4 protein-coding genes are annotated in these 16,059 nt (G+C 48.4%); all 4 read left to right on the forward strand.

From position 1 onward, the window contains the following. The first annotated feature begins 127 nt into the window (after positions 1-127). Complete coding sequence (locus Q1A41_RS18045) at positions 128-2,305, forward strand: type I secretion system permease/ATPase (RefSeq protein ID WP_299981852.1); 2,178 nt, start codon at positions 128-130, stop codon at positions 2,303-2,305. Then, positions 2,292-3,998, forward strand: coding sequence for an HlyD family type I secretion periplasmic adaptor subunit (locus Q1A41_RS18050; RefSeq protein WP_299981854.1), 1,707 nt, complete (start codon positions 2,292-2,294; stop codon positions 3,996-3,998). The genes Q1A41_RS18045 and Q1A41_RS18050 overlap by 14 nt, the downstream gene beginning before the upstream one ends. Positions 3,999-4,522: 524 nt before the next feature. Next, on the forward strand, positions 4,523-5,803 hold the full coding sequence (locus tag Q1A41_RS18055; protein WP_299981857.1) for a TolC family outer membrane protein: 1,281 nt from the start codon (positions 4,523-4,525) through the stop codon (positions 5,801-5,803). 357 nt (positions 5,804-6,160) lie between these two features. Next, positions 6,161-16,059, forward strand: a 9,899-nt coding sequence (locus Q1A41_RS18060) for an Ig-like domain-containing protein (protein WP_299981859.1), incomplete at its 3' end; no start/stop codon positions are given.

Consider the following 16,059-nt stretch of genomic DNA (forward strand, 5'->3'; position numbering starts at 1 on the left):
CGCGTTGAATATAAGGCATAGGGCGGGTTTCGTTTTTCGAATGGCAGACTACAATATAGGTTAGTTATATCAATAGTAGTATACAATCCTATTAGAACAACTTTTTAGACACAGTTAAGGGGTCTTAATGGAGCAGGCAACAAGCCAAACGGAAATACAAGAAATAGTGGAAGGCCCCGCGGAAAGTGCCAGCTTTTGCGACCCCTTATTAGAATCCTTGTTAATCATCGCTAGAATAGAGCATTTGCCGATTTCAGAAACCTCGCTAACTGCTGGGCTTCCATTAGTTAAAGAGCGACTCACTCCCAGACTGTTTATTCGATCGGCTGAAAGAGCCGGCTTATCGGCCAAGGTTCTTGAGCGGCCTTTGGAACAAATTAGCGCTTTAGTTCTACCTACGGTCTTACTGCTGGAAAATAATGACGCCTGCGTGCTGACGAAGATCGATGTAGCCGAAGGCAAAGCCGAGATCATTGATCCTCACAGTAATGGCAAGAATGTTGTAGAACTGGCGGATTTAAAAGAGCGCTACAGTGGATACTCTATATTTTGTAAGCCTTTGCATCGCTATGATGAGCGCACTCAAGAAATTAAAGTTCGGCAAAAGGGGCACTGGTTCTGGGGGGTTCTAAGTCGATCATGGCGTATCTATCGCGATGTTCTCTTGGCATCTTTGTTTATCAACCTTTTTGCAATTGCCAACCCCTTGTTTGTAATGAACGTCTACGATCGTGTCGTGCCTAACGAAGCCGTAGAAACTCTATGGGTGTTAGCAATTGGCGTGGCGACGGTTTACTTTTTTGACCTCGTGTTAAAGCTCCTGCGCGGATATTTTATTGAGGTGGCGGGAAAAAAATCTGATGTACTATTGTCAGCGATGATCTTTGAAAGGGTATTGGGTGCTAGATTAGAAGATAAGCCAATGTCCGTTGGTTCTTTCGCCAGTCAGCTAAAAGACTTTGAAAGCGTACGGAGCTTTATAACCTCGTCTACCGTGACCGCCTTTGTAGACCTTCCTTTCACCTTGCTGTTTTTATTGGTCATATTTTATGTTGGTGGACCTTTGGTATTGGTTCCATTGGCTTGTATCCCCATTGTTATCGGTTACGCATTGTTTATTTTAAAGCCGTTGCGTCAGTCGGTAGAAGAAACCATGCAATCTTCAGCGCAGAAAAACTCTACCTTGGTTGAGGCTTTAGCAAGCTTGGAAACCGTCAAGGGTCTAGGTGCAGAAGGGCGTGTACAGCGCTCTTGGGAGAAGTCAGTAGGACATTTGGCCTTTTGGGGGCAGAAATCTCGTTTACTTTCAAACTCAGCAGTCACTGTGGCAGGCACCGTTGTTCAGCTGAGCTCTGTGGCTGTTATTGTCAGTGGTGTTTACTTAATCGCGCAAAAAGAACTCACTATGGGGGCGTTAATAGCTTGTGTAATGCTTACCAGCCGAGCCTTAGCTCCGTTGTCTCAGCTATCTAGCTTGTTGGTCAATTTTGAACAAACTATGACTGCTTTGGATTCCCTAGAGAAGATCGTAGATAAAGCGCAAGAGCGCGACGAAGAAAAGACCTTTATCAAGCGCCCGAATTTTGCCGGTGAGGTTCGCTTTAATAAGGTTTCTTTCGCCTATCCTGGTGAGGAACACCCGAGTATCGAAAGTGTATCTTTTAATATTAAGCCGCGTGAAAGAGTGGCCATTATCGGCCGAATGGGCTCAGGAAAATCTACCGTTCAAAAGCTGATGATGGGGCTGTTTCAGCCTACCGGTGGTTCAGTTTTAATTGACGGCATTGATATTAAGCAGCTCGATCCCGCTGATTTGCGCCACGGTGTGGGTTATGTGCCGCAGGATGTTTCTTTGTTTTTTGGCTCTGTCAAAGACAATATTGCTTACGGTATGCCACATGCAACAGATCAGCAAATCGTAAGAGCTGCAGAATTCTCAGGAGTAACCGGTTTTGTGAATAAACACCCAATGGGATTTCAGCGTCCTGTCGGTGAGCGAGGAGCCTTTTTATCGGGCGGGCAAAGGCAGAGTATCGGTGTAGCTCGTGCTTTAATTAAGGATCCAAGTATTTATCTACTTGATGAACCATCTACTGGAATGGATAACAGTACTGAAGCAAAGCTAAAACAAAATTTAATGCGAGTCACTCAAGGTAAAACTCTTATCTTAGTAACGCACAAAACTTCGCTATTGGATTTAGTAGATAGAATTATCGTATTGGAAAATGGCAAGTTAATAGCCGATGGCTCAAAAGAGTCCGTACTGGATGCATTGAAGAAGGGGCAAATTCGTGTCGAGCAATAATCAATTGGATGAACAAAAGCCCAGTCAAGCAAAAGACGGTGCCGATAAAAAAGCGGCACCTGCTGTCAATGTTAGCGCTAGCTCGGTAAGAGTTAAGGCGCCGTCGACGAATTCCGAATCTGACTCACAGCCTGTAATAGATGATGATTTAGAGGTGAATAGTGAAATCCGTCCTGAACATTCTATAGAAAGAAGCGATCAGGAATCATCTGAAAACGCGACTAGCCTTGAATCGTCTGATACTGATTCAAATGAAGGTGAACCTGCGGATCATGATGTAAACCAAGAGCGCAGCGATCCCCCTAGTGACGAAGCCCCTGTCATACCTACCATGCCAGATAGTGGTGGCAAAAAACGTAAATGGTTTGAAGGTGATAAAGAGCTAATCCAAGAGGATTTGGATTATATGTCTTCGGCGGCAGCCGCCGTTTTGCAACAATCTCCTCGTGGTGGCCAACAATTACTTTGGGCTATTTGTACTTTTGTGATTGTTGCTATTGTGTGGGCCTCTCTGGCTTATGTTGATGAGTTTACTCGTGGCGAAGGTAAGGTAATTCCTTCTTCTCAAGTGAAAATTGTTCAGCACCAAGAAGGTGGTATTGTCGCTGAACTTTATGTTCGTGAAGGGCAAGCCGTTAAAGCTCAGGAGCCTTTGTTACGATTAGACGATACGCAATTTTCATCTTCGCTTCGTGAAGCAGATGTGACTTTAGATCAATTAAAGGCGAAGGTCGCGCGCCTGAGTTACGAAGCTGATGGAGAGGCTCTTCCAGAGCAGCCTATGGATGGCGTTAGCGAGTTGCTGTGGTCGCGAGCACGAACACTATACTTATCACGTCAGGAAGAACAAAAGTCGAAAGATCAAGTTTTAGTTCAACAAGTTGCACAGCGCCGGCAAGAGCTAAGCGAGTTGAAGGCTCGCCGAGATCAGCATCAGCGCAGCTACCGTCTATTGGATAAAGAGCTGCAAATGAGTAAACCCCTGGTAGGCTCGGGCGCTATGTCTGAGGTGGAGTTGTTGCGGCTTGAGCGCCAGGTAAACGATTTATACGGTGAGCTCAAGGGTGCAGAGTTAGCCATTCCTAGAGCGGAATCAAGTTTACAGGAGGCACGAGATAAGCTGCAGGGTGCCAAGCTAGCTTTTCGCAACGAATCCCGTAAAGAGCTTGCTGATGTTCGCCTTGAGTTGCAACGCCTATCTGAAAGTAGTGGCGCTTTGGAAGATAGGGTTGATCGTACCGTAGTCGTTTCGCCTGTTGCTGGTACGATTAAGCAGGTCATGGTGAATACTATTGGTGGTGTTGTGCAGCCAGGTATGGATTTGCTTCAAATTGTACCCACCGAGGACAGCTTGCTGGTAGAGGCTAAAATTCGACCGACTGATATTGCTTTTTTACACCCCGGGCAAGAAGCTATTGTGAAATTTACCGCCTATGACTTCTCTATTCATGGTGGCCTCAAAGGTAAGGTTACTCATATCAGCCCAGATACCATTGTTGATGAGGAGGGTGAGAGCTTTTATACGGTGAAAGTGGAAACCGAAAAGGCCTTTTTGGGTAGCGAAGATACCCCGCTTCCTATTATTCCCGGGATGACCGTCAGTGTTGATATTTTGACCGGTGAAAAGACAGTGCTTGATTATATCCTTAAGCCCATCTTGAAAACCAAACAACTTGCATTAAGAGAGCGCTGATAAAGGCTTTCCACAGTTTTTCCTATCGGCAGGCCTTTCTCGCCTGCCGTTTTTCTGTCTAATTTTTGATCTATTCGTACCCTTCTTTGTATTTTTTCAGAATAAAGACTTATTGTTTTAATCTCTTTGGGTTATTAGTGCGGGGTGATATGTACAGTTTATAGGTGCCCATTGCCATCAGTATTAACTGTACCATTGCTGAAGCTAAAATTTTGGTGTGACACAGTTGGTCAGAAACTAGCAATAAATATAGAAATATTGATATAGATGTACTACTTTGGCATCTAAATCATTATATATTCATGTCTCTTGGTTTTCGATTGTTGGGCGTAATGAAGAGTAATGTAGTTTTAGCCGACAAATATTAACTATGCTTTACGCCAATAGAATGGGTATTGGAACTAATTGGTGGGCTTTTTTATGATGAACTTAACACTTATAATCCCTAAGATTGTGAAAAACCTCACAATTCCTACTAAAAAGGCATTAGTTGATCGAGGCAAGGGGGCCGCGAGTAAAGGGTTATGAAAACTACAATAATCGGGTTGATATCGGGATTTTTGGGGGCTGCAGCGGTTCAGGCAGAAGAGTTTAGTCAGGCGCTGCAACAGGCTCTGAGTGGACACCCAGAAGTGAATGCTGCGAAGAACCAGCTGCTGTCACGTGAGCAGGAAGTTCAAAGGGCGAAAGCAGGCTACCTTCCTACTGTTGATGTTGCGCTCGGTATTGGGCGTGAAAATACCAAGTCTCCGACAACGGGGCAAAACGAAGTTAATTTGACTCGTGAAGAAGCCTCTGTCTCAGCGCGTCAATTAATATTTGATGGGTTTGCAACCCGTTCTGAAGTCCGTCGCCAAGAGGCCAGAACGGATAGTGCGAGCCACTCGCTTACAACATCTCAAGAGCTTATTGCGCTTAGGGCCAGTGAAGTCTATCTAGCCTTGATGACACAAGTCGATTTAATGAAGCTGGCTGAGGCCTCATTGCAAGAACACAAAAGCATTTACGATCAGATGGTTTTAAGAAACCGTTCAGGGGTTGGTAGTGGTGCTGATTTGGATCAGATAGCAGCTCGTCTAGCTTTGGCGAACAGTAATGTTGTAGTGGCGGACGCGAATTTAAAAGATGCTGTTACAAATTACTATCGCGTAATGGGTGCGATGCCTGATATGAGCGCGTTGGCAATGCCAGCGAATCAAGAAAGCTTGCCATCTACTATAGATGAGGCTACCTCAATTGCCTTGGAAAACCACCCTACGCTTAAAACCGCAAATGCGGATATCGATGCAACAATTGCGCAACATGCCGCAGCAAAAAGTGCGTTTTATCCCGATGTGCGTTTAGAGGCTGACCAAAACTGGAACGAAGATATTGGTGGCGTTGTTGGTGAAGATGAGCGTGGTGTTATTGCCATCAGGGCGCGCTATAACCTCTACCGAGGCGGCGCCGATAAGGCTCGTCGCAAGCAAACAAGCTATCTGATGGAAGAGGCCAAGGATGTACGCAATAACACTCGCCGTCAGGTAGTCGAGGGATTGCGCCTGTCTTGGACAGCTTTTGAATCGGTAAGTGCTCAGTTGCAGTTTTTGCAGCAGCATGTGGATTCAGCCGAAGCTACCAAAAAGGCCTATATTGAGCAGTTCAACATAGGGCGCCGTACTTTGCTTGATCTTTTGAATACGGAAAATGAAGTGGTTGACGCTAAACGTAATCTTATAAGAGCTGAGTCCAACAAAAAGTTGGCGGAGCTTAGGGTCTATAACTCCATGGGAATGTTACTGCCAAAATTAGGTGTCGATCTTTAGCGATAGCTGGCGGAGTTTAGGTTCGACATGAGTAATGTTGCAGCCCGGAAAGATCTTATCTTTGCCGGGCGCGGTCCTTTCAGGCAGGGATAAAAGCAAATTGATTTGTCCTTTTATCGGTAACGTCTGTTGGGGTTGTAGTTTACTGATCAATGGTATTTATATTTCTGAATCGCTGCCGATTGGCTTATTTGGATAAATAGATTTACCAACGACAGTAAATGTCAGGCTGGGTAGTTGCCAGTCAAGTTTTAGGGTGTGTTAGTGCTGGCAGGATAAATCTGCAGTATTAAAAATTGAAATGGAAGGGGCGGGACGCCCGTTTCGATACTTTGACCATATTGAGTGGAAAAGATTATGGCGGATAACGTTGTTATAAATGACAATTCAAATACTAATCAAGCCAATACTGACTTGGCCAACTCTGAGCATGCCGTAGCGGATAGAGGAACGGTTGTTGCTATTAAGGGTGTGGTGCTGGATGCTGGCGCAGCGGTTGAAATGGGGCAAAAGATTGGCCTCGGCGATAAGATCGCCACACAAGCAGGCGCGGCAATTGTGGTTAAGTTCCCTGGTGGCGGGTTATTAGTATTAGGTCATAATCAAAGCGTTGATATCGATCAGCGCTTGCTCGATCTGATAAGCAAAAACGAAGTTAAAGACTCGGTTGAAGAAGGCATTGATTTTGATCGGCTTCAGCAGGGCTTGGAAGAAGGTTTAAGTCTAGAAGAGTTGTTGCCGGCTACCGCGGCTGGATCAGCGCCTACAGGTGGTGGCACTAATGGCAGTTCAGCAGGCACTGGTGTCCGTTTCATTATGACCGGTGATGAAACCATCCCATTAGCTGGCTTTGAGACTACTCCCCCAGGTAATGCCTTTCCTGATGCTGATACTCAAGCAGATCCTATCGACTCAGCACCAGAAGCGGTTGATGATTTTGATGAAGTAACAAGTATTGGTGTTGCAACAGGCAATGTCGTGACTGGTATAGACCTTGCCGGTGGTGACGATAATGCACTAGATGGTAGTGCCGATGATTCAGGTATCAATGGTTTTGGTGATGCTATCGTTATTGGTGTTGCTGTTGGTGATACCGAAGTAGAACTTACCGATAATTCAGGTGTGGGTGTAGAGTTGGTTTCTGATAAAGGAACTCTGACACTTAATGCCGACGGTAGCTACAACTATGTTCCAAACCGAGATGCCAGTGGAACAGATGTTTTTACTTACACCATTATCGATTCAGATGATGATACTTCGACAGCTACATTAACTATTAATGTTGATGGTATTCCATTATTGGAAGTGACCGATCCAGGTGAAAACCCGGATGGCACTTTAGTAAACACGGTTGACGAAGCTGGCTTGCCAAACGGTACAGATGCTGGCAGCGGTGTAGAGGTTACCAGTGGCGTAATAAATTATTTGCCTGGTGATGGTCCGGCGACAGTTACTATTGCTGGAGTTGAAGTCATTGATAGTAATGGCCAGGTACAAGGCACAACCATTCAAGGCACTTACGGTACTTTGGTGATCACTTCGGTAAGTGCTACCCAAATTACTTACACCTATACGCTGACTGATGCGGCCGATCATAGTGCTGGTCCAGTTAATGATGTTTTCCCAATTCAAATTGTTGATTCCGACGGTAATGCGGCTGACGATATTAATGGCAACTTACTTATTAATATCATTGACGACACCCCAATCGCCGAAGATCAAGAAGATGCAATCGATAGTTCTTTGGTAGCTACCGGTAATGTCATTACGGGCGTTGATATTCCTGGTGGTGACAGCAATGCTAGCGACGGTGAAGCGGATATAGCTGGTGCTGATGGTTTTGGTGCCCCCGCAGTTGTGGGCGTTGTAGCAGGGGAGACAACGGAAACCTCCGATACTGGCGTTGGTATACAAGTAAGCTCTGATAAAGGCACCATCGTCATTAATGCTGATGGTAGTTACACCTATACTGCCAACCCAGGTGTATTTGGTGAAGATGTTTTCACTTACACCATGACCGACAGTGATGGCAGTACCGATGTTGCTATTATTCGTATCAATGTTGATGCGGCGAACATTCTTGAAGATGCGGACGAATCTAATAGTGTTTTGTCAGGCCAAAGTGTCAGTGGAAATGTTTTAGCAAATACGATTAACCCTGATGGCCCAGATCCAGAGGAAGTGCTAACTTTTATTGTTAATGGTAATGAGTTTCAAGCTGGTGAAACGGCTAATATCACCGGGGTCGGCTCTATTGTAATTAACTCAGATGGTAGTTATACATTTGATGCGAGCCCATCTTTTTCGGGCTCTGCACCTCCTGTTACATATACCTTGACCGATGGCCCAAATACGGATGATTCAGTATTAAACATTACTGTAATTGATCCTAATGCTCCGCCGGTTGCGAATAATGATGTCTCTGGTGGTAACTCAACCAACCAGCCAGTGGTGGTAGATGTTCTGGCTAATGATAGTGACGTTGATGGCACTCTTGTACCGAGCACCGTTCAAATCATTGGTACACCAGCGCCTGGGAGTGACCTAACTGTTGCAGGTGAAGGTGTTTGGTCGGTTAATAGCACAACAGGTGAAATCACTTTTACGCCTGAAGCTGGTTTTACAGCTGACCCTACGCCAATTAATTACGTAGTCAGTGACGACGATGGTGAAAGCTCGAATACAGCAACTGTTACTATTTCTTATACGGCCCAACCGCCTATAGCGGTTATCGATAGCAGCACCGGAAACCAGACAAATCAACCGGTAACCGTTGATGTATTATCGAATGATAGCGACCCGGACGGAACCCTAGACCCAGCGACCGTACAAATTGTAGGTACGCCGGGAGCAGGTGATCCTTTAGTTGTTCCGGGCGAGGGAACTTGGTCGGTAAATACCGTAACCGGTGAAATTACTTTTACTCCAGAAGCCGGTTTTACAGCCGACCCTACGCCGATTAGCTATACCGTTGCGGACAATGATGGCAATGTTTCAAATACTGCGACAGTTACCATTGATTATGGCGTACAGCCACCTGTAGCAAACAACGATACCAGTAACGGAAACCCCACAAATCAGCCAGTAACCGTTGATGTTTTGGGTAACGACTCTGACCCAGATGGAAACTTAGACCCGACCACGGTTCAAATTGCCGGGACTGGTAACCCAGGTGATCCACTGGTAGTTCCTGGAGAGGGAACTTGGACTGTTAACCCAACGACAGGTGCTATTACCTTTACACCGGAAAGTGGTTTTACTTCCGATCCAACGCCGATCAGCTACACCGTTGAAGACAACGATGGTAATTTGTCAAATTCTGCAAGCGTCACTATTGATTACAGTGCACAAGATCCTGGTGCGAACGACGACAATGAAAGCGGTGTAACGAATAATCCAGTCACTGTTGATGCTTTAGCCAACGATAACGACCCTGACGGTACTTTAAATCCGGCTAGTGTAACGATCACTGGCTCTACTGGTGCTGGCGCGAGTTTAGTTGTGGCAGGTGAGGGTACCTGGAGTGTTAATACCACGAACGGTGAAATTACCTTTACCCCTGAAGCTGGTTTTACAGCAGACCCAACGCCAATTACTTATACCGTAGAAGATAATGACGGTAATGTTTCAAATACCGCGACAGTAACAATTGATTACGCTGTTCAGCCACCAGTTGCGAGCAATGATAGCAGTAATGGTAATACCACCAATCAACCAGTTACGGTTGATGTATTAAATAACGATAACGATCCTGATGGTAATTTAGATCCAGCGACTGTACAGATTGTCGGTACCGCCAGTGAAGGTGCTTCTTTAACTGTGCCTGGTGAAGGTGTGTGGAGTGTAAATACCACCACCGGTGAAATTACCTTTACGCCGGAAGCTGGCTTTACTTCGGATCCAACGCCGATTACTTACACGGTTAAAGATAACGACGGCAACGAATCAAACACTGCTACCGTAACCGTTGATTACAGTACTCAAGAACCAGGCGCTAATGATGATTCTGAAAATGGCGTAACCAACAACCCTGTTACGGTTGATGTACTGGATAACGATACCGATCCTGACGGCACTTTAGATCCGGCGACTGTTCAAATCACAGGTACCGGCAGCGCCGGCGATCCGCTAGTAGTCGCTGGCGAAGGTGAGTGGACAGTTAACACCACCACCGGTGAAATTACCTTTACGCCGGAAGCGGGCTTCACGGCCGATCCAACGCCGATCACTTACACCGTTGATGATAACGACGGCAATACTTCGAATACCGCGACGGTCACTATTGATTATGCGGTGCAGCCGCCAGTTGCCACTAATGATACCAGTAATGGCAATACGACCAATCAACCGGTAACTGTAGATGTTTTAGGTAATGACTCAGATCCTGATGGCAATCTAGAGCCTAGCACCGTACAAATTAATGGCACGACTAACCCAGGTGATCCTTTGCCTGTTCCTGGAGAGGGAACTTGGACTGTTAACCCAACCACAGGTGCTATTACCTTTACACCGGAATCTGGTTTTACTTCCGATCCAACGCCGATTACCTATACGGTTGAGGATAACGATGGCAATGTGTCGAATCCAGCTACCGTAACCGTTGATTATGATGCACAAGATCCAACGGCGGGTGATGATAGTGAAAACGGCGTAACAAATAACCCGGTTACTGTTGATGCCTTGGCCAACGATAACGATCCTGACGGTACTTTAAATCCGGCTAGTGTAACGATCACTGGCTCTACTGGTGCTGGCGCGAGTTTAGTTGTGGCAGGTGAGGGTACCTGGAGTGTTAATACCACGAACGGTGAAATTACTTTTACCCCTGAAGCTGGTTTTACTTCCGATCCAACGCCAATTACTTATACCGTAGAAGATAATGACGGTAATGTTTCAAATACCGCGACAGTAACAATTGATTACGCTGTTCAGCCTCCAGTTGCGAGCAACGATAGCAGCAATGGTAATACCACCAATCAACCAGTTACGGTTGATGTATTAAATAACGATAACGATCCTGATGGTAATTTAGATCCAGCGACTGTACAGATTGTCGGTACCGCCAGTGAAGGTGCTTCTTTAACTGTACCTGGTGAAGGTGTGTGGAGTGTGAATACCACCACTGGTGAAATTACCTTTACGCCGGAAGCTGGCTTTACTTCGGATCCAACGCCGATTACTTACACGGTTAAAGATAACGACGGCAACGAATCAAACACTGCTACCGTAACCGTTGATTACAGTACTCAAGAACCAGGTGCCAATGACGATTCTGAAAATGGCATTACCAACAACCCGGTTACGGTTGATGTACTGGATAACGATACGGACCCTGATGGCACTTTAGATCCTGCCACTGTTCAAATCACAGGTACCAGCAATGCTGGCGATTCACTCGTAGTTGCTGGCGAAGGTGAGTGGACGGTCAATACCACCACAGGTGAAATTACTTTTACGCCTGAGTCTGGATTCACAGCTGATCCAACGCCGATTACTTACACCGTTGACGATAACGACGGTAATACTTCGAATACTGCGACGGTCACCATTGATTACGCAGTGCAGCCCCCGGTTGCGACTAATGATGTAAGTAATGGTAATCCATTGAATACGCCAGTCACCGTTGACGTGGTTGCCAACGATAGTGACCCAGATGGCAACATCGACCCGACGACTGTACAAATTGTTGGACCTTCTGGTCCGGTAAGCAGTTTGCCTGTTGCTGGTGAAGGTACATGGTCGGTGAATCCAACTACTGGCGCGATTACCTTCACGCCTGAGCCAGGATTTATCAGCGACCCTACGCCGATTCAATACACTATTGAAGATAACGATGGCAATGTATCAAATCCAGCTACGGTTGATGTGAATTACGAAACAGCACCGACTTTATCGGTGCAAGACATCACTGTTAATGAAGCGGATGGCACAATTTCAATTACCGTTTCATTAAGCCAAACTGTTTCCAGTGATGTAACTTTCAGCTTCCAAACTAATGAGGGAGATGAAGATTCTAATCCGAATAATGAAGCTACTGCTGACACTGACTTCGATACTACTTCGGGTAACGGTACGATAACTGCCGGCACTTTAAGCACAACAATTTCGGTACCCATGAACGATGACTTCGTTCGAGAAGGTGACGAAAACTTTTTAGTAAATTTAAGTGTAAGCAGTTCGAACATTGATATTGCTGGCAGTGATTTGCAGGGTGTGGTGACAATTCAGGATGCAGGCTCGCCAGGCCAACCTGAGCCTCCTACCAGTGAAGATACCGTGACCCTAAAAGTGGTTGCCACAGACAGCGCCGGTAACATCATTGGTGATGGCAGCGAGAACGATTCCAACGAAGGCGGTGCGGCTTACTACAAAGTGATCGCTTTGGATCCGGCCGGTAATGAAATTGCCAGCCCAGCGGCGGGCACCGTTGATGTCACCTTCGGCGGTGGCACTGCCAGCGCCGCGGATTACGACAACGCCACTCAGAACGTGACCATTGGCCAAGTGTTCCAGGTGGATGCGACCGACGATCTGATCTCGGACGATGAAGAAACCTACACGGTTAACTTGGGTGCAAACAGCACGATTGCGGGTGCGATTACCACGGCTTATGAAGCGGTAACGAACAGCACCGACAATGTGGAAACCACCATCCACGATGAGACCAGCCCAGGTACACCTCCAGGCCCAGGTCCACACCCAGATCCAACGCCGAACCCAGGCCCTGAAGATACCGTGTTTGCGGTGATCGACAGCAATGGCCCAGTAACGGAAGGTGCAGACTCTGTCTTTACCGTATCGCTGTTCGATGTGAACGGTAACCCTGTGACCGTGACCTCCGATATGGAAGTGAACGTAGTGTTCGCAAATGGTACCGCGGAAGACGGTGACTACACCGCAACCGCACAAACCGTGACTGTAGCGGCGGGTGATAGCACCACAACCGTGACCGTTCCAACGGCACAAGATGCGGACTTCGATGATGAGACCTTCACGGCCACCATCGATGGTGTAGGCGCGGGTGCGGCTCAGTTTGAAAATGTGGACACCACTACCGGTGTGACCGTGGGCGGTACGCCTCGCACGCCAAGTGCCGAAGCGACCATCAACGATGACGACGTACCACCGACGGTAGAGATCGACGATGTAACGGTGAACGAAGACGCCGGCACCATGACCTTCACGGTGAGCTTGTCGAACAGCACCACCCAAGATGTGAGCTTCGACTTCGACACCAATAATGGCAGCGCCACCGCGGGTGCGGATTACACCGCGATCGCCAATGGCAGCGGCACCATTACGGCCGGTCAAACGACGACCACTATTACCGTGAACATCGCCGATGATTACATCGCTGAAGGTAATGAAACCTACACGGTTGATCTGAGCAACTTGAGCGGCAACACCGCCACTAGCGGCCACGATCTACAAGGTTTGGGTACCATCGTGGATGCGGGCTCACCGACCGGCACCATCCCACCGGGCGTACCAGAAGAAGTTCCAGGTGCTCCAGATACGGTCACCCTCAAAGTGGTTGCCACGGACAGCGCCGGTAACATCATTGGCGATGGCAGCGAGAACGATTCCAACGAAGGCGGTGCGGCTTACTACAAAGTGATCGCTTTGGATCCAGCCGGTAATGAAATTACCAGCCCAGCAGCCGGTACGGTGGATGTGACCTTCACTAACGATACGGCGGGTGATGCGGACTACGACAACGCCACTCAGAACGTAACCATTGGCCAAGTGTTCCAGGTGGATGCGACCGACGATCTGATCTCGGACGATGAAGAAACCTACAACGTGAGCTTGGGTGCGAACAGCACCATTGCTGGTGCGATTACCACGGCTTATGAAGCGGTAACGAACAGCACCGACAATGTGGAAACCACCATCCACGATGAAACCAGCCCAGGTACACCACCAGGCCCAGGTCCACACCCAGATCCAACGCCGAACCCAGGTCCTGAAGATACCGTGTTTGCGGTGATCGACAGCAATGGTCCGGTAACGGAAGGCGCGGACTCTGTCTTTACCGTATCGCTGTTTGATGTAAACGGTAACCCTGTGACCGTGACCTCTGATATGGAAGTGAACGTGGTGTTTGCGAACGGTACTGCGGAAGACGGTGACTACACCGCGACCGCACAAACCGTGACCATCACCAATGGCAACAGCCAGACCACAGTAACGGTTCCAACCGCGCAAGACGCTGACTTTGACAATGAAACCTTCACGGCCACCATCGATGGTGTAGGCGCGGGTGCGGCTCAGTTTGAAAATGTGGACACCACTACCGGTGTGACCGTGGGCGGTACGCCTCGCACGCCAAGTGCCGAAGCGACCATCAACGATGACGACGTACCACCGACGGTAGAGATCGACGATGTAACGGTGAACGAAGACGCCGGCACCATGACCTTCACGGTGACCTTGTCGAACAGCACCACCCAAGATGTGACGTTCGACTTTGACACCAATAATGGCAGCGCCACAGCGGGTGCGGATTACACCGCGATTGCCAATGGCAGCGGCACCATTACAGCGGGTCAAACCACCACGACCATTACCGTGAACATCGCCGATGATTACATCGCCGAAGGTAATGAAACCTACACGGTTGATCTGAGCAACTTGAGCGGCAACACCGCCACTAGCGGCCACGATCTACAAGGTTTGGGTACCATCGTGGATGCGGGCTCACCGACCGGCACCATCCCTCCGGGCGTACCAGAAGAAGTTCCAGGTGCTCCAGATACGGTCACCCTCAAAGTGGTTGCCACAGACAGCGCCGGTAACATCATTGGCGATGGCAGCGAGAACGATTCCAACGAAGGCGGTGCGGCTTACTACAAAGTGATCGCTTTGGATCCAGCCGGTAATGAAATTACCAGCCCAGCAGCCGGTACGGTGGATGTGACCTTCACTAACGATACGGCGGGTGATGCGGACTACGACAACGCCACTCAGAACGTAACCATTGGCCAAGTGTTCCAGGTGGATGCGACCGACGATCTGATCTCGGACGATGAAGAAACCTACAACGTGAGCTTGGGTGCCAATAGCACCATTGCTGGTGCGATTACCACGGCTTATGAAGCGGTAACGAACAGCACCGACAATGTGGAAACCACCATCCACGATGAGACCACTCCAGGTACGCCTCCAGGCCCAGGTCCACACCCAGATCCAACACCGAACCCAGGTCCTGAAGATACCGTGTTTGCGGTGATCGACAGCAATGGTCCGGTAACGGAAGGCACAGACTCTGTCTTTACCGTATCGCTGTTTGATGTGAACGGTAACCCTGTGACCGTGACGTCTGATATGGAAGTGAACGTGGTGTTCGCTAACGGTACGGCGGAAGACGGTGACTACACCGCGACCGCACAGACCGTGACCATCACCAATGGCAACAGCCAGACCACAGTAACGGTTCCAACCGCGCAAGACGCTGACTTTGACAATGAAACCTTCACGGCCACCATCGATGGTGTAGGCGCGGGTGCGGCTCAGTTTGAAAATGTGGACACCACCACCGGTGTCACTGTGGGCGGTACGCCTCGCACGCCAAGTGCCGAAGCGACCATCAACGATGACGACGTACCACCGACCGTATCGATTGATGATGTGACGGTGAACGAAGACGCCGGCACGATGACCTTCACAGTGAGCTTGTCGAACAGTACCACACAAGATGTAACGTTCGATTTTGACACCAATAATGGCAGCGCCACAGCGGGTGCGGATTACACCGCGATTGCGAACGGCAGCGGCACCATTACAGCGGGTCAAACCACCACGACCATTACTGTGAACATCGCCGATGATTACATCGCCGAAGGTAATGAAACTTACACGGTGGATCTGAGCAACTTGAGCGGCAATACCGCGACTAGCGGCCATGATCTACAAGGTTTGGGTACCATCGTGGATGCGGGCTCACCGACCGGCACCATCCCTCCAGGCGTACCACCAGAAGTTCCAGGTACCCCAGATACCGTGACCCTAAAAGTAGTGGCCACAGACAGCGCCGGTAACATCATTGGTGATGGCAGCGAGAACGATTCCAACGAAGGCGGTGCGGCTTACTATAAAGTGATCGCTTTGGATCCGGCCGGTGTTGAAATTGCCAGCCCAGCGGCGGGCACTGTCGATGTGACCTTCACCAACGGTACCGCGGGTGATGCGGACTACGACAACGCCACTCAGAACGTGACCATTGGCCAAGTGTTCCAGGTGGATGCGACCGACGA

The sequence above is a fragment of the uncultured Pseudoteredinibacter sp. genome, assembly GCF_947502065.1.
Taxonomy (GTDB): Bacteria; Pseudomonadota; Gammaproteobacteria; order Pseudomonadales; family Cellvibrionaceae; genus Pseudoteredinibacter.